A 17,362-nucleotide genomic window follows, 5' to 3' on the forward strand; every position below is an offset into this window, starting at 1 on the left:
AAAAAGCACAAGCTATTCCGACCTCATTAGAAGAAAGAATAGAAAATAAAAAAAGAAGTATTGACTAAACTTTTAAAAACATAAAATCTAGATTATCAAATAAAATCAACGCCTACAATAGAGCAATAAAACATACGATTAAGATAAATTAGTTAAACTTGCTATTAAGAAACAATTAACTTCTTCTATAGTAAAGAGGTTTAAGTAATATGAAAAAATTGGTGAAAGATAGCTGTTTCATAAATTATGCAGTTATTGCTGTTATGTTGAGGAACATTCACGATCTGATTAAGCACTATTAAAAACGCTTAAGTAAAAAATTTCCTAGAAAGACAAATAATGAACAATTTGCATAGAACCTTTTAGGTGAATTTAAAGGAGAAAGATATTCAACTTACAAGGGAAAAAGTTAGAAATATATAAAAAAAGAAAAATTAAATCAGTAAACAATAATCAATTCCCCTGATCAGGGAAGTTCAACTCGTTAATGAAAAACACTCCACTTTAAGCTCAAAACCAAGATTAAAAAAAAACCAAGATCTTCAGAGATAGAGCTCCAGTGTAAGGTACTTCACTTCTACATTTTTTGTATTGTTTGAAGGTGTATATTTAATAATGAATAATTATACTAGAGATAAGCGATAAGCACTTTTCTTGTTGTATTTGCATTGGGCATTTTAGAAGCAGGATGCTTTTTTTGTATAAAAAAATGAACAAAGAAGTAGAACTTAATGGTACCACCGACTCTTTTAGAGTTACAAAGGTTTCTATTTCTTTTTAAAACTCCATTAAGTATCTTTATACATATTGAAAACATCTTAATAATTCAAATGAGTGTAGATTTAAGCAGTTTCAAGACCTTAAATGGCTAAGCAGGTCGCTGTATTAAGCTTATATCAATGTTTTTTAAAAGCAAATGAGTAACAAAACTATGACGTAATACATGCGTGGATAAGATTTCTGACAAATTTAACATTTTCTTTACTTTTTCTAGACGATTAACAACATAAGTTCTTTTCAATTTCCTCTTAGTTTCATAAATAGATATCGTACTTCATTATTAACGCTAAGGTAAAGAAAAGCTTTTACGTACTCTTGCATGCACTTTTTTACTACTGAGAAAAACAACACACCTGCCTTCGCTTTGTCCCCCCCTTACTATGACTGTTAAACTTCCATTATTAATTATTACTAACCTTAAATGCTTCTCACCGATCCTTAACCCTGTGCCATATAAGTAGAATAATAATCGCAATTCCTTTTTTTATCACCCAAGGTTCACCTAGGTCAGACAGTTTCATTCTTTCATTAAAGTTCTTACATCAGATATTGATTAATGCTCTTGGTAAAGTTCTTCTCTAAATTGGCCTAGATAAGGAAAATATAGTCTCATTGTTTATTTCACAATTGCTTTTTATATACTTGAAAAAATTTCTAATTACTGACAATGCACGAGTATTCGATCCCACATTTACACCTCTTGTATAACAAAAGGTAAACCAATTTCTAAGCTCGCGCACGCTCAATCTTTCCAAAGAGAAAATATCTACTTCTCATACAATGTGAGTACTAAGAAAACTTATCATGTCTTTTAGGTCTCTCATATATCATTTTACAAAGTGTTGAGCAAACAAGACTTGTACCTCACTATTCATATCAACTTTCAATAATTGAACCTAAGTTCAATAGTTACTTTTTAAAGAATGCATCAGTGCATGCATCACGGAAGGTTTCATTTACATCAGGATGAGAGTGACAAATTCTATATATATCCTCTGCTGCTGCACCATATGCCATTGCAACTGCTGCTTCATTAATTAGCGTATCAGCATATGCCCCTATGATATGCACACCTAGTATTGTATCTGTCTTGCTACAAGTTAGTACTTTTACAAATCCTTCAGCATCATCAATAATTTTTGCCCTACCATTTGCAGCAAACTGACATTTACCAACTTTATACTTCCAACCAGCATTTCTGAGTTCCTCTTCAGTTTTGCCAATTGAAGAAACCGCAGGATGGGTATAAATAACAAATGGTATAATTTCATAATTAATATGAGGTGACTGCCCTGCTATTATTTCTGCAACTGCCACTCCTTCTTCTTCCGCCTTATGAGCAAGCATTGCCCCACCGATTGAATCACCAATAGCAAATATTCTTTTTATATTGGTCTCATACTTATTATCAACTTGAATAAAGCCACGGCTATCTCTTTCTATTTTACCATCAATGTCAAGACCATCAGTATATGGTTTACGACCTACTGCAATGAGCACTTTATCTGCCTCTATAGTATTTACTTGGCTGCCTTGAACAGAGCAAACTTTTACACTTAAAAAATCACTATTTTGTTTTATTTCCTCAACTTTAGTGCTAAGTAAAAGTTTTATTCCTTGTTTTTGCAAACTGGAAAATAAAGACTTACTCAATTCTACATCCATTGTTGTAGCGATTCTATCGAGAAACTCTACTACAGTAACTTCAGACCCTAACCTTTTCCATATAGAAGACATTTCAAGTCCTATTGCTCCAGCTCCAATTACAACAAGTCTTCTTGGTACTTCAGTTAGAGATAACGCGCCGGTGGATGAAATAATGTTTTTCTCATCAATATTAACTCTTGGTAAGGAGATGACATCAGAACCGGTTGCGATTACTATATTTTTTGTTTTCAGCGTCTTACCTTCAACCGAAACTTCAAGATTACCTTGATCAAAAGAAGTAATTTTCCCAAGTCCAGTAATCCTAGTAATCTTATGAAGGTCAAAGAGATACTCTATTCCTTGTCCCAATTCTTTAACTTTGGCGTCCTTATATTCTAGCATTTCTTTTAGATTAAAACTTGCATCCTTAACTTTTATACCAAGTTTTGATAGATCGTTTTTCGTATGGATATATTCATAAGAAGAGTGAAGTAACGTTTTAGAAGGTATACACCCAACTCGCAAACATGTCCCACCAAGAATGCTATTCTTATCTATGCAAGTAACCTTCATCCCAAGCTTTGCAGCTAAAATAGCACATTTATAACCACCTGAACCACCGCCTATAATAATCAGATCATGATCAGTCATAAAAAATAAACCTATTTTCTAAATAAAAAGCACCATTCCCTTCAGTCGTTATATATATCTTATCACGAATGAACACTGGAGTGTGAAACACATTACCTGATATTTTGATTGCTTTCCATGCATTTTCAGATTCAGAAAAAGCAAACATTAAACCTTTATTGCTTGTTATCCATAACGTATTGGCATGCATAATTAAAGTAAACAACTGCGTATTTTCTATTGAATCAGATGTCCAGATTGTTTTTCCATTTCGTACATCAATGCCAACTATTTTATTATCTCTAGTAATTAAAAAAATTCTACCACCGGCTCTTTGCTCTTTTGTAAGAATAGAAGAATTATAATATGGCACAATGTTTGATACACTTTTTGTTTGCAGTGGTTTTGACCATAGAATGTTCCCTGACTTTACATCAATACCATAAACATAAGAACTGTTTGTAACAACTAAAATATTATCGAGTACTCTTGGTGTAGTAGTTATATCTGTAATCTGTGTATCTAAAAGGTTTATAGCCAATTTTTGACTCCATAATTTTTCACCACCTTCATCAAAAGCTATTAGTTCACCATTTGAAAATGGCGCTATTATTTTATTATCAGAAACTGCAGGTGATATGGAATATAAACCTCGTACTTCACTAACTCCATTTTGGTGAGCCCAAATTGGGCTACCGTCTTTTATATTAAGGGCATATAGAAAATTATCAATAGTTAATACTACCAATTTATTATGTATTACTACTGCTTTTCCTCTTATTGGAGCTCTCAGTTCCTTTTCCCATTGAATCTCACCAGTTTTTACATCTATCGCATATAGAATATTATTTGCTATAAAAAAAACATTTCCTCCATGATGTGATAGACTCATATTACCAATTTTTTTTTTGTGCGAAAGGTGCAATTTCCAATTCATAACCTTTAAATTATCAACATCAACGGAATATAAGGTACCGTGCTTGTCTACTAAAATAACACTATTTTCTACAAGAACTGGAGCCACATATCCTTGAGATAATTTTTTATCCACTATGTTTATCCACTCACTTGCTATTGTGCAACTACTACACAACAACACTATCATAACAACCATTACTTTCATTGCTTGTTAAATACAAGACTTATTAATAATATACATATCAGAAATCTCAACCACAACGAAAATATTTTTATTGTATATTGTAGGCATTCATTTATAAAAGAAAATTATATTGTTATGTAAAAACACTTCTAACATGCCAGAATAACAATTGATTAAAAGTCATTGATAAATTCAGCCACTTTAATTTACGTTATTTTCAAAAAAGCTAAAAAATAAAAATAATGTTCCACTTTAGTGGTAAAAATATCCATTAGATCTCTTACAACTAACCTTTGATTCAAGTATCAAGAAGTTTACTAAGTGAAAAAAGATAAAAGTAAAAAACCTCCGCGGTAAATAATTATTTACCTTCTAACCCTAAACCACATCTTATACCATCTTTCATAGCGCGTTTCAGCTTAAAAAGCTTAGAAGCCTATAGATAAAATTAGTAAAGACATGAAGTAAACATAGTGCAAAAAACTATACATAAAACATTAACTATGTAATACTTGTATCACACAACCTACATATAGATTACTAAATAGTTTTATTATTTAATAAGAAAATTAACAAGACTTATTAAGTAATTTTCAGTATCATCTTTCGGTTACTTATTTATTGCACTGATTAGTCAGATAATAACTATGTAAAAAGACTAATACCATGTATAATCTATAAATGATTTTTGAGTGGTATGAAATTAGGTGTTAACATTGACCATATTGCAACTCTTCGCAATGCATGGAGAATTTCTTACCCAAATCTATTAAAAGCAGCAAAAATAGCTATTGAAGCTGGAGAAGATTTTATCACCGTTCACTTACGGGAAGACAGAAAACACATCAAGGATGGAGATGTGTTTAATCTAAAAAAAACATTGAAACTGAGCTCAATCTTGAAATTGCAGCCACAGAAGAAATGCTCAAAATAGCAAAAAAGGTAAAACCCTATTCGATTAGTATTGTGCCAGAAAAAAGAAAAGAATTAACAACAGAAAGTGGTTTAGACATAATTAACACGTACAATAAACTTTCTAGCATAATAGAAGAAATGCATAGCACTGGCATAAAGGTTTCACTGTTTATTAATCCAAGCATCAATCAACTAAAATATCTTGAGAAACTAGAAAAAAAGCCTGACATAATAGAAATTCACACGGGAGATTACTGCAATAGTCCATCAGAGAAAAAATTAAAACTAATTACTAATGCTATAGAGTGCATAAATAAGCTAAAAATAGAGTACTACGTAGGACATAGCATAACCTGTACACACGCTAAAAAAATAAAAGAGATATCTCATATCTTAGCTCTTAATGTAGGTCACTTTTAATCAGCGAAGCTATATTTTACAGCTTTGCACAACACAGTAAAAACAATGAAAATGATAATATCCTAACTAACTACTTCTTCCTCCTCTTTATTTAAAAGACCCAAAAGATTCTGGCTTGCTTTAAATCTTACTCTTATCTTTTCAGGAACAGTCATAATCTTACCATTTTGAGGATTACGACACTGTTTCTTCCGACTTACAGCAGTAGACAATGTACCTAATCTATGCAGACGTACTTTACCTATCCTCTTCAAATCACCTTTTATTCTTTTTATCCATGCATCATGGATTTTGCCCAAATTCAACATTGTTATGTCTATACCCTGATTAGACAAATCTTCGTGCATTTGTTTTACTATACTTTCTTTACTCATAAATTACCTTAATATTGAAAAAAATTACACAAACAGCATATTCAGTTCACACCGATAGTCAACTAAATTTACCGTGAAAATTAGGATATACCATAACTATATACCCTTTAAACATTTGTATCACGCCTACAAAAAGCATCACTAAAAAATAACTATCTCTTAGAAAATTGACATTTTTTACGAGCTTTATGCTGACCATACTTCTTACGCTCAACAACACGTGAATCTCGCGTCAGGAATCCCTTATTGCGTAGCACAGAATGCAAGCCTTGACTTATCTTACTTAAAGCTCTACTTATCCCATGGGCTAAAGCACCAGCTTGACTAGATAACCCTCCACCTCTTACAGTTGCAAACACATCATATTTATCTAGCACAGACGTTATAATAAGTGGCATCCTTACCATTTGACATACTGATTCTCTTTTAAAGTAAGAGAATAACTTATCTTGCTGATTAATACTAAACTTTCCATTGCCTGGCTTTATCCATACTCTTGCTACAGATTCCTTTCTCCGACCCGTAGCATATAAACGACCTAATAAATCAACTACTGGCTTAGTTACCATTTCTGATTGATTTATTATATGATTTTCCATCTTCACTCCATTATTTTTTGTTTTTTCGATTCAAAGAAGCAAAATCTATTTCCTTAGGTTGCTGTCCCTGATGCTTATGTTTTGAACCAGAGTAAACGTATAAATTTCCAAAACGTTTACGTGCCATAGGACCATCATCAAGCATCCTTTTTACTGCCATTTCTATTACACGCTCAGGAAATTTACTATTCAAGATATTATCTGGAGTAGTTTTTTTTAAACCACCGGGATAACCTGTATGTTTATAGTAAATTTTTTCTTTAAGTTTCTTTCCAGTAAAATGCACCTTTTCTGCGTTAATAATAATTACATTATCACCACAATCCATATGAGGTGTATACTCAGGTTTATGCTTTCCACGCAATAAAGTTGCCACAAATGCTGAAAGCCTTCCTACTGTTAACCCATCCGCATCTATGATAAACCATCTTTTATTGATTTGTTTTTCTTTCAAGAAAAAAGTCTTCATAATTTTAACTACACAATAGTAGGTCATGATACACCCAACCTCTAAACAAAGTCAACAATATTAGTTATTGATTATTAAAGCAATTTGTACTAATAATTTAGTTGCATATCCTGATACATATAGGAATAAAGTGTTTCAATTGATCATTACGTTCATGGTCGTGTTTAGTAGTATAAGTTGCTATGCAATCGATCTCGAACAAGCTATAAGTAAAGCCATAAAAAATAGTTTAAAGTTAAAATCTCAATTTTATCAGTATAAAAGCACAGAAAAACAACTGAAATCTTCAGGATTAAGTGGATTTTTGCCAGATATTAATTTACAATATAACTTCGATAGTAATTTTAATCTTTATAATGACAAACATAACTTACCTGGAAAATGCGTTACATTAAGTCAGAGAATAATAGATGGCGGCAGTGCTTTTGCTACATTCAACCGATCAAGTCATCTTCTCAAAGCAGAAAAGATGCACTTTCAACAATCAAAGCAAGAGGTTGCACTTGACGCTGTGAAAGTATACGTTGATGTTCTAAGAAGGACAGCAATATTAAAATTGAGAGAACACAAAGAACATGTTTCTTTGGAGAACTTGTCTGCAATGAAGAAGCGCCTTTCCCTTGGAGAGGTTACCAATGCTGAAGTTTCACTGGCGAAAGCAAAATTTTCATCTTCAAGGCTGGAAAGAGTCGATGCTGAAGGTAAACTAAAATTAGCAAACGTTGCTTACTTTCACTTAATTGGCGAAGATCCTGATGAGCTCTCCGAAGTTAATGATAAATTACCCTATATCCCAGATCTAAACGAATGCTTACAGCTAGCAAGAACCAACAACCTGTCCTTAAAAGCAGCAGTTTATAAAAAAAAGGCAGATGGAATGGCAGTGATTGCTGAAACTTCTAAGTGGCTACCTTCTTTAAATCTCAGTGCGAGTAAAAGTTTAAATGAAAGCGTTAGTCTTGATACGCTTTTAGGCACTACTAATATTACTTTTACTCTTGATATTCCAATCTTTAAAAGAGGAATTAATACTTTTGATATAAATAGAGCTAGAATGTATGCAAAAAAATCCGCCTATGATTATTATGAGACAGTAAAAAACATAGAAAGAGAGGTTATGAACGCTTGGAATAACGTTATGACAGCAAAAGCTATTATTAAAGCAAGTCAAAAGGCTGAAAAAGCAGCAGCTCTAGCATTAGAAGGAGTCAAGCAAGAAGTTAACTCAAATTTAAAAAGCACAACCGAACTTTTAAACACTGAAGATGCATTATTTAAAGCACGTTCAGATTTAGTTGAAGCAAAAAGCAACTATGCAATCAGTGCTTATAAGTTGCTTTTTACAATAAACAGCATAAATTTCTAAATTTAATGGTATTAGCAATTATGAGTGCTAAAAACAAAAATAATCAATCGTAAAAGATATTCTAGAAGATATAAAAGTAGTACTAAAAATGTAAGTAATGATAAAAAGTAGAAATAGAAAAGGAAAAAGAAGATAACAATGTTCTATACCTTCAAGAAGAATATTTAGAAAATTTAGAAGAAGCTAGTAAAGAGGAGAATAACAAGAAGAAAAATATTAACAATGATAATCAGAGCAAATAAATGTTTTCAAAAATAATACTATAAACTTAACGACTACAATCATGATTTAAAAAGGGAAAAAGATGTTTACCTACAAGTACAATACTCAAATTAGTAATAACAAAATAGATAATAGTAATTCACAAGCAAAAAATAATGATCAGTCGTTCTCAAAAGAAAAATATAGAGTAGATTAAAAGGTTCTTAAAAAGGTGAAAAACTAATTGCAACATAAGCAATAAAAAAAAAGCAAACCTTACTACTAGTATTGAAGAGTTAGTTACATCTTTTTTAAAACCCCAGCTATCAGAATGGCTAACAAATACTTATATACACTAGTAAAAGAAGTAGTCAAAAAAAAAGCTAAAAGATATAATCAATAGTATGATTACATACAGGTACCAACAATAAAAACTAGAGTAAAAACAGCTAAAGGCAGAAAATTATCTTCAACCAAGTGGTTGTACCGTCATCTAAATGACAAGTATGTACAAAAAACTAATAAAGATGGCTACAGATCGCGCTCGGCGTATAAGTTGATAGAGATAGATAATAAATTTAAATTACTCCAAAAAGGGCAAAAAATCATTGATCTTGGTGCTTTCCCTGGTGGATGGTCACAAGTTGCATCTCAAAAAGGAGCTAATATAGTTGCAATTGACATAAAGCCAGTAAACTCGATTAATGGAGTACAACATATGCAATGCGATATTATAAATGAACTTGAAACTTTAAAGGAAAGGTTTGAAGATCAAAAGTTTGACGTAATTTTATCTGATATGGCTCCAGAATCTTGTGGTATAAAGTCGTTAGACCATATCAGAATCATGTTTCTATGTAAAGCAGCACTAAATCTTGCAAAGCACTTCCTAAATTATAATGGAAAGTTTGTAGTAAAAATCTTTCAAGGAGAATTTGACAAAGATTTTTGCAACGAGCTAAAAAAAACGTTCAAAACAGCAAAATATTTTAAACCAAGATCAAGTAGACCTGAATCTACAGAAATATATTTAGTAAGTTTAGGCTTTACCGGCAGCAGATCTTATGTAGAGTAATGGTAAGCTTTCTAGTCCTGCTCTACAGCAAATTTCAATACTATGTGGGTAGCTATAGTACTATTAATCAGCAAAATAGCAAAAACTAAAACAGTAATAAGCAATATATGAATATTCAAAGATAAACTTTCAAACTGAATCAGTAATTTAAAATACACAAAGGTTGGCATTATGATTGGTAAAACAAGAATTTGTGGTATTCCTGATGCTAAGTTATTTCGACCAATCATTAATGCACTTCCAGTAGCTGAAATATTAGTTACTATCAGCATATTGAGTAACAAAGACAAGCCAGCTACTATTGAGTATTTAATATCACTGCCCAGAACTACAAAGCTGAATATGGAAGAAATTGCTGAAATTGGTAAACCGAATAATATCCAGTGAGCAAGAATTTTATAAGCAATTATAAATTTAGAGGAAAGTGGCTGTATGAAGATTTGCTCTAATATTCCGTCACGATAATCAGAAGAAAATAAATCACTTGTAGAAATTTGCAGAACAAAAGTAGCACATATCCATATTAATGCTAACATAATTTCTCGTTCACTGTTATTTCCAAGTGTAAACGAAGATAAGCTTAACATTACAATAAAGATACATATTATATAGGTAAAATCACTATTACTTATCACTAATTTTTTTATTGAGCTGATCATATTAGGCTTTTAAATATTTATTATAAATTATAGTGTTTACTTTGAGATAGTGTAATTTCTTATTCATAAATTACACAGGTTTTATTATTTAACAAGTAATGCAATTATGAAAGAGTTACCAAAAATAAAATTACCAGAAGATTATACTCCTTCAGAGGATGAAGAATACATGAACGTGAAGCAATTGGAATACTTTAGCTTAAAATTGCAATCAATGCTTGTTGAAATGGAGAAGCAAGAATTAGAAGACAGCGCATACTATTCTGATGAAGATAGTGGAAATGAAAAACTAATTAGGCGCAGAAAAGAAAGAAAAGAAAAAATCAAGGAGGCATTAAAAAAAATAAAATTAGGCACCTACGGCTATTGTGAAAGAACAGGAGAAGAAATAGGAACCGAAAGGCTTAAAGCCAATCCGCTTGCTACATATTGCATTGAAGAGCAAGAGAGATTAGAAAAAGAAAAAAATGCATATAACATCGAAGATTAACTTTAAAATATGTTTAATAAAACTGTTAACTTAATTTTTTTTAAATCTTTTAAGCTTTTCTTTTTTTAATATAGAGCTTATCTCTTCGACACTTTTATCAATATTATCATTGATAATTATATAATCATATTTATTTCGTTTACTTATCTCCTTTTGAGCTTCAGCCAACCTACATTCTATTTCGCTTGCACTATCAGTATTACGTTTTTGCAAACGCAGCCTAAGCTCTTCCATTGAAGGAGGAAGGATAAAAATGCTTACAACTTTTTTCCTCATGAGCTTAAATAAATGAAATGCTCCTTGCCAATCTATACTAAGCAAAACACTTACTCCACTACTTAGATTCTGTTTTATAAAATCTTTTGGTATACCATAGAAATTTTCAAAAACCTTAGCGTACTCAAGCATCTGGTCAGTTCTGCATAACTCGTGAAATCTCTCTTCGGTAACGAAAAAATAGTCTTTTCCATTTATTTCACCAAAACGAGGTTTACGCGTAGTTACAGAAACAGATTTAACTAGGTCAGTTGATTGATCAAGTAGCCTCTCTAATATAGTAGTTTTTCCAGCTCCAGAAGGAGAAGATAAAACTAACAATACACCCTCACCTCTTGTGATCATAAAAAAAATAACTCAACAAGAGAACATTATATAGCATAGCGTAAATCACTTTTTTCAAAAGCTGCCTTATTTAAATTAACACTTACAAACTTTGTTCTACTCAACACTGAACCAGAAAAATCAGCATTTTCTAGATTCATGTCCTTAAATTCAAAGTAAGCATAATTTGCATCAAATCTTTTATTCTGCGATATTTCTTCTTGCAAACCTTTAATCGAGGTTATAGCATTATATATTCTTGAAGAATAGAAAGACGTATTATCAATTGCTGAATTACTGAAATTGCTGAGAAAAAAGCCTGTTTTCTTAAAGGTATTATCGTGAAGCAAAGAAGACTTGAAACTATTCTTAACAAAATTCGAATTAGTTACTTTTAGATTAGACCAGTTTGAGTTATCCGCTATCAAATTAAAAAACATTGAGTTTTCTATTTCACTAGAATCAATGCTATGACAAAGTAGTTTACTATTACAAATTTGAGAACCCTGTACTTTAACCTTGTACATTGAAACTGTAGAAAGGTCTGTATTTTTTATTTCTGCAGAAGTAAATAATGAGTAGTCAAAAAACGAGCCATTTATATTAGAATTTGCAACTTTAGTATTATCAAACTTCCCATGACGAATATCAGAATCAGAAACATTAACTTGATGTAGTTCGCTAAAACTAAAATCAATGTTAGATAAGTCAGCATCCTGAAGAGTTATATCAGAAACATACGAGTGTTTTACTTTAGAACTATTCAGTATAGACTGAACAAAGCTTGAACTATCACTACTTACATAGGAAATTTGCGTATTACTTAAATTAGCCATATTAAAGTTACTACTAATTATAGCAGAAGAATTAAGACAAACATTAGAAAGATTACTACCCGTAAAATCTGATTCCTTTATTTCTGCACCATATATATTAGCATTCTCCAATGAGGAAAATTGTACTTTTAACTTATATGAATCCACTCCAAAAAAATTTGCATTATCAAGATTGCTTCTTTGCACAACAGTATTACTTATTTCACTATCGCTAAAGTTTACATAATCAACATTCGAGCTTAACAAACTAGAAAGATTCATTTTTACATTTGAGAAGTTAGTATATAACCCGGTCATGTTGTGCATCCTCACTTTCTTAAGATCAGAATTAATAAACTCAGCATGGCTAACATCAGACTGGCTAAGCATAATATCCATCAAATTTGCAGAAACAAATTTTGTAAAACTTAAATTTGTACTTTCTATTCTTATATCCCGTAAATTAGCATTAGAAAAATTAGCCCCACGTAAATCAGCATTAATAAAAGATACACCTGACAAGTCAGTATAAGAAAAGTCAGCACCAATTAGACTGACTCCATCAAAAATGGATCCATTTAGGTACAATCGACTAAAATCAGCTCCATTCAAATTAGGGCCAAAACCTTTTCCAAAATCTTCTGGCACACCTTCTTTGTGGCATTTCATCAGAAACTTAGCAAAGTCTTCTTTGTCATAAAAGACATATTTTACTTTATGCAAAGTGTTCAAAAAATCACTGACCAGATCTTTTCTTTTATTTACTTCATCTCCATAACACAAATGACCAACTAAAATCAATATCAAAAACCTAATCATTTTCTTTATTACACCGCAATTCACTATCTTCTTTTGTCCTCAGACCCAATTATATATTTCTAGATCTTCTTTATTACCTATTATTTTTTATACTCCAAAAAATATGGCATCATTTCAGCAATTGCATTTATCATATCAACCCGCTCTCTTTCAATCGCTATATCAATGGGAGACTGAAGATTATAATTGACCACTTTAGGATCAGCACCTTGTAATAAGAAAAAGCGCACTATATCTATCCCACCTTGCTTAACTGCATAAATTAGAGGGGTATCTCCAAGTTTATTCCTAAACTTAAGCACCTCTTGAACTGTCAATCCAAGCTTTTCTAATTTATTTATTATCCCTCTCAAACAAATCAAGTTGTTCTTTTTAATACAATAAAAAAGACGTTTACTATAGTCATCAACAAATATAGTTGCCGGAAGATGCTGATTAAGATTACTATATTGCCGCTTATATATTAACTCATCTTGTGTATTTCTATGATGCCACTTTTTTACTGACTCATTGTTTAACTTTGCCAACCTTTGTAAATTTTTCTCTTTCTCCTGTTTACTTTTTTCATCCTTTTTAATGATAGGTTTTTCTATATTATGGCTTTTAGATAATTTTTTCACCTTTTCTTTTCTAACTTGGCCCTCTAACTTTTTTCCTTCTAATAATTTATCTATATTATTTTCTGAAGGCTTATTCTTCTCTACATCAACCTTTTTATTAACTTGTAGATCTTTTTGCAGGTCAGTTACATTTTCGCTTAAACTAACACTTGGAGAAAAAATAAGGTTTCCATTAACTTCTTTATCAGTCACATTTGGTAAATCCGGAGTAACTTCATCTCCCTCACCTCTATTTTCCTTTAACAGATCATCACTAAGTTCTGACAAATCTTCACTATTCCTCCCTATTTCACTCATAGCCTTTTCTAATATAGAAGTTTTATTCTTATCATGTTGTAGCTCTTCTTTACTTTCTCCTTTTCCAGTTTTAATATTTTGTACTTTTTCAACATTTAACTTATCAACTTCGCTTTTGATAGACTCTAGATTGTTCCTCTGCTGGATTATGCTTTGTGATAAACCTTGTTTTAGATCTTTCTTTATATCCATATCTTCACTCACAGAATCCATTGATCTATCTAAACTAAATTTCTCTTCTTCAAGTTGCTCCATAGCAAATAGACCAATTGAGCCAAACACAATAAATACCAACGTAAAGCATAAAATACTCTTCATAAATATCCCTAAGCAATAAGTTCAATTAAGATGATACTATAATCAAATAATTAATCCATAACAAAAAACAAGCATGATGGTAGTGAAACTTTCACAATGAACATAACCTCCTTAGTGTATTGAGGTATGTAGAATATATACTTTACATAAAAGACAGTAGCACAATCAGACGTTATATTATTTGACTTTTTATTCTTAGACTTTTGAGGTTTCGCTTTTTTAAGATCTTGTAAGTAGTTAGTTAAAGTCATCCACAATAACTACAATCTTTCCATTTCCGCACTTAGTATCAACACTATTCCCTTCTACTTCTAACAAAGATCTTACCAAATTTGTAGCGCTAACTATAGTAGTCACATACAATATAATATATAATTTCTTCACAATATATGTTAAAGCAGCTATTCTATTCGGTAAATAAGTAATTTTCGTCAAATTGACCTTCCTCTCGCTTTTAATATAGAACCAAATCCTTCGTTTAAATTTTTCCAATTACATACTACCATTTAAGTTACTTTTATCATTCGCTAAAGCTAATTATCTCCTCTACTCCCAACTTACTTGATCCTATAATTCTCTTCTATTAAAAAATAATATAGCCTAACTATCACATATTTTAGCAAAAAAGTAAAATATTCACATATTTTTCATATTTTATGTGAAAATACTAACATTCACTTTAATCTACTGTAACTTGATCAATAAAAATAGAGTAAACAACTCAATGGCAATATCACAAACTAGCACTACAAAAATTTCAATAAAGTTAAGTAAACTTATATATCTAAATAAGAGCAAAATAGTCTAAAATGACTAATTATGTATCATATCAACAGTACACGGAGAGAGAGGGATTCGAACCCTCGATATGACTTTTCAATCATATAACGGTTTAGCAAACCGTCGCCTTCAGCCGCTCGGCCATCTCTCCAAACCCTAAGTTTCAAGTTTACATATAATACCAAGACTTCACAACCTGTCTAACACTTTCAATAGCGATACTTTTACACTAAATAAAATAACAACAGGAAATCAGTTATATTAAAAACCTTACTTAATAGCACTCTTAATGATCTTTTTAGCTTCTTCTACACCAATCCACTCTCCAACTATTACTGTTTTTCCTTCCTCTAGGTCTTTATAATGTGAAAAGAAATGAGCAATTTTATCTAGCAGTTTCTTAGGTAGATCAGAATAATTTTTCACATTATCATAATAACTATCAACACTGGAAATAGGTACAGCTAACACCTTTTCATCTTCTCCTTTCTCATCCTTAGTAAGCAAAGCACCTATTGGACGCACCGATATTAAAACACCAGATACTAAGGAATATTGGGTTAACACCAAAACATCTACAGGATCACCATCACCTGCACAGGTATTTGGTACAAATCCATAATTACAAGGATAAACCATTGCAGTAGATAGAAACCTGTCAACTTGTAACAGTCCTAATTCCTTATCAAACTCATACTTTACAGGTTCAGCATTTGCACCTATTTCAATTATTACACTTATCATATCCGATGTTACAGTAATTTTACTCAAATTCATAAACTACCTCTTACTAAGAATAAATATTATACAATATATATTCCCAGTTATTATATTTATACCATTGCAAACAAAAAACTACTTAGAAAAAAACAATTAAATTAATTTAGATAAGTAAATAGCAGCTTTGCAGCCTGTTTTTATGAATGAAGATAAAACATTATAACCGAATGCGCTTTCAGCGTTATGCCCAATTGCAATATCCCTGTGTTCCAGCTCTTCATCGCGAAATTTACTTATAGTTTCTCTTAATTCTCCATCTTCTAAACGTGAAATTTGCTCTTTATAGTGCTCTTCGATCACTTCTTCAACCGCAGCAGTACAAGCCATAGCAGCTTTTTTACCCATAATAGCCGTTGCAACACCAAGTGATACTCCTAACACACACCAAATTGGCAATAAAACGGTAGGACGAATTTTTTGTTTTTTGATTTTCTCACTAAAATAGCGAAAATGCTTCTTTTCTTGTTCTTCCATTTTAATTATTTTATTGATTATAGAAGATTCTTTAAGAATAAATTTTTGACCAGAATAAATACAAATAGCTCCATACTCGCCAGCATGGTTTACCCTAATTGCTTGTTCTAAAAATTTTTTTTTATTTTCTTAATATTAGAACTTTCTTTTTTCAACACTTACTCCATTTATCTCTGTATCAACACTATTATAAGTAAACGTGTTATAGAGTAAATAAAATTTCATGTGTGACAACTGCATGAATATTGTAACTTTCAGAAATTCAAGTCTGTCTATAAAACCACTCAACAATCTTTCTCAACCACTCTCATCATGAGATTAAAGGTGCTTACAGTTACCTTTAACCTGCACAGGTTGATGATGAGAATACTATACAGTTGATATCTTATATATAATTTTTTACATTATATTTACCTCATACCTTTATTAATTTTACCTAAAGATCTCTAAATTCTCAAACTAAAACGCACTTATAGTCATCGAAGACATTATAGAATACCAACTTATAAGATAATTGGAGTGAACAACCATTGATCATAGAATTTCTTTTACCTTTTTCTACTTTGTAGACTCCTTAATATTTATTATCAATTCAATTATAAAAAAACATTTGTTTTCGTAACAAATGGTGTCATTTTAGTGCATGATGTTGGAACACCTATATTTCTTTTTTTTTTCTGGATTTTAGTACCTGCTGCCTAAATAGTAGCTTTCTGTAAACTAAAACCAAAATGTTCTCTACAGCTCTAGGTTTAGGATAAGTCTACCCTATGTAATTTTTAGTCCTTGTTCTATTACATCATAATTATAAAACTAACCAGAAGAAACTCAGCTACTGTCAACAAAAAGAGCGTTTAGCTGGCAAAGAAAGAAGAAAGTAGTGACTCATAATTAAACTCAGATCTTTATTTCTATAGCTTTCTACCACTTCCTTAGCCTTCTCAATATCCTCAGACTCTTTATCGCGTTTTTTCTAAAAGCAAAGCTACCAGTTAAATATATAAAAGAGTTAACATCAAGAATGACTAAACTCCACTTTAGTGAAACTGAATTAATAACGCAACCTATCTATCAGAGCTGGTAAAGGAATAATACCAACTACAATTTTTATATTCCTGAACACTTTTAAGTT

The 17,362-nt window shown here is 31.2% G+C and carries 16 protein-coding genes, 1 tRNA gene and 1 pseudogene; 4 read left to right on the forward strand and 14 right to left on the reverse strand.

What is annotated here, in order from left to right; genetic code table 11:
- Positions 1-868: 868 nt before the first annotated feature.
- The 3 genes from WOO_RS04060 to WOO_RS00015 form a co-directional block, all read right to left on the reverse strand.
- Positions 869-1,021 (reverse strand): tyrosine-type recombinase/integrase, encoded by a 153-nt coding sequence (locus tag WOO_RS04060; protein WP_410543189.1) that lies wholly within the window; start codon positions 1,019-1,021, stop codon positions 869-871.
- A gap of 668 nt (positions 1,022-1,689) precedes the next feature.
- Positions 1,690-3,078, reverse strand: coding sequence for a dihydrolipoyl dehydrogenase (lpdA, locus tag WOO_RS00010; protein WP_014868673.1), 1,389 nt, complete (start codon positions 3,076-3,078; stop codon positions 1,690-1,692).
- The gene (locus WOO_RS00015; RefSeq protein WP_014868674.1) at positions 3,071-4,180 is read right to left on the reverse strand and encodes an outer membrane protein assembly factor BamB family protein; all 1,110 of its coding nucleotides are present in this window, start codon (positions 4,178-4,180) and stop codon (positions 3,071-3,073) included. Before WOO_RS00015 ends, lpdA begins: the two co-directional genes overlap by 8 nt.
- Before the next feature lie 676 nt (positions 4,181-4,856).
- On the opposite strand from WOO_RS00015, the pseudogene WOO_RS03655 reads away from it, so the two are divergent.
- Positions 4,857-5,560: pseudogene (locus WOO_RS03655) on the forward strand (pyridoxine 5'-phosphate synthase).
- Here the strand turns inward: WOO_RS03655 and WOO_RS00030 are convergent.
- The 3 genes from WOO_RS00030 to rplM form a co-directional block, all read right to left on the reverse strand.
- Positions 5,557-5,868: an HU family DNA-binding protein gene (locus WOO_RS00030; protein ID WP_014868675.1), complete on the reverse strand. Its 312-nt coding sequence runs from the start codon at positions 5,866-5,868 to the stop codon at positions 5,557-5,559. The pseudogene WOO_RS03655 and the gene WOO_RS00030 overlap by 4 nt on opposite strands.
- 152 nt (positions 5,869-6,020) lie before the next feature.
- Positions 6,021-6,467 carry a 30S ribosomal protein S9 gene (rpsI, locus tag WOO_RS00035; protein ID WP_014868676.1) on the reverse strand — a complete coding sequence of 149 codons (447 nt, stop codon included), beginning with the start codon at positions 6,465-6,467 and terminating at the stop codon, positions 6,021-6,023.
- A gap of 10 nt (positions 6,468-6,477) precedes the next feature.
- On the reverse strand, positions 6,478-6,936 hold the full coding sequence (gene rplM, locus WOO_RS00040; protein ID WP_044135449.1) for a 50S ribosomal protein L13: 459 nt from the start codon (positions 6,934-6,936) through the stop codon (positions 6,478-6,480).
- A 130-nt stretch (positions 6,937-7,066) separates the two neighbouring features.
- Between rplM and WOO_RS00045 the strand changes: the two genes are divergently transcribed.
- Positions 7,067-8,302, forward strand: a complete 1,236-nt coding sequence (locus WOO_RS00045; RefSeq protein ID WP_044135452.1) for a TolC family protein — start codon at positions 7,067-7,069, stop codon at positions 8,300-8,302.
- A 682-nt stretch (positions 8,303-8,984) separates the two neighbouring features.
- The gene (locus tag WOO_RS00050) at positions 8,985-9,578 is read left to right on the forward strand and encodes an RlmE family RNA methyltransferase (protein WP_014868679.1); all 594 of its coding nucleotides are present in this window, start codon (positions 8,985-8,987) and stop codon (positions 9,576-9,578) included.
- Positions 9,579-9,589: 11 nt separating this feature from the next.
- Here the strand turns inward: WOO_RS00050 and WOO_RS00055 are convergent, their stop codons facing one another.
- Positions 9,590-10,237 carry a heme exporter protein CcmB gene (locus WOO_RS00055; RefSeq protein WP_025264222.1) on the reverse strand — a complete coding sequence of 216 codons (648 nt, stop codon included), beginning with the start codon at positions 10,235-10,237 and terminating at the stop codon, positions 9,590-9,592.
- 106 nt (positions 10,238-10,343) lie between these two features.
- Between WOO_RS00055 and WOO_RS00060 the strand changes: the two genes are divergently transcribed.
- Entirely contained in the window at positions 10,344-10,727 is a 384-nt protein-coding gene (locus WOO_RS00060) for a TraR/DksA family transcriptional regulator (protein ID WP_014868681.1), read from the forward strand.
- Between the two features lie 30 nt (positions 10,728-10,757).
- Here WOO_RS00060 and gmk read toward each other — a convergent pair whose 3' ends face one another.
- The 7 genes from gmk to WOO_RS00095 all read right to left on the reverse strand — a co-directional run bounded on the left by gmk (position 10,758) and on the right by WOO_RS00095 (position 16,329).
- Positions 10,758-11,348 carry a guanylate kinase gene (gene gmk, locus WOO_RS00065; RefSeq protein ID WP_014868682.1) on the reverse strand — a complete coding sequence of 197 codons (591 nt, stop codon included), beginning with the start codon at positions 11,346-11,348 and terminating at the stop codon, positions 10,758-10,760.
- Between the two features lie 26 nt (positions 11,349-11,374).
- A complete protein-coding gene (locus WOO_RS00070; RefSeq protein ID WP_044135453.1) occupies positions 11,375-12,961 on the reverse strand; it encodes a pentapeptide repeat-containing protein in 1,587 nt (528 codons plus the stop codon).
- A gap of 80 nt (positions 12,962-13,041) precedes the next feature.
- On the reverse strand, positions 13,042-14,196 hold the full coding sequence (locus WOO_RS00075; protein ID WP_014868684.1) for an ankyrin repeat domain-containing protein: 1,155 nt from the start codon (positions 14,194-14,196) through the stop codon (positions 13,042-13,044).
- A gap of 237 nt (positions 14,197-14,433) precedes the next feature.
- Positions 14,434-14,688: a hypothetical protein gene (locus WOO_RS03935; RefSeq protein WP_158309951.1), complete on the reverse strand. Its 255-nt coding sequence runs from the start codon at positions 14,686-14,688 to the stop codon at positions 14,434-14,436.
- A gap of 348 nt (positions 14,689-15,036) precedes the next feature.
- Positions 15,037-15,127: transfer RNA gene (locus tag WOO_RS00085), tRNA-Ser, on the reverse strand.
- Between the two features lie 119 nt (positions 15,128-15,246).
- Positions 15,247-15,753 (reverse strand): inorganic diphosphatase, encoded by a 507-nt coding sequence (gene ppa, locus WOO_RS00090; RefSeq protein WP_014868687.1) that lies wholly within the window; start codon positions 15,751-15,753, stop codon positions 15,247-15,249.
- A gap of 96 nt (positions 15,754-15,849) precedes the next feature.
- A complete protein-coding gene (locus WOO_RS00095) occupies positions 15,850-16,329 on the reverse strand; it encodes a demethoxyubiquinone hydroxylase family protein (RefSeq protein ID WP_044135368.1) in 480 nt (159 codons plus the stop codon).
- Between the last annotated feature and the right edge of the window lie 1,033 nt (positions 16,330-17,362).

Source organism: Wolbachia endosymbiont of Onchocerca ochengi, from assembly GCF_000306885.1.
In the GTDB taxonomy this organism is placed as follows: domain Bacteria; phylum Pseudomonadota; class Alphaproteobacteria; order Rickettsiales; family Anaplasmataceae; genus Wolbachia.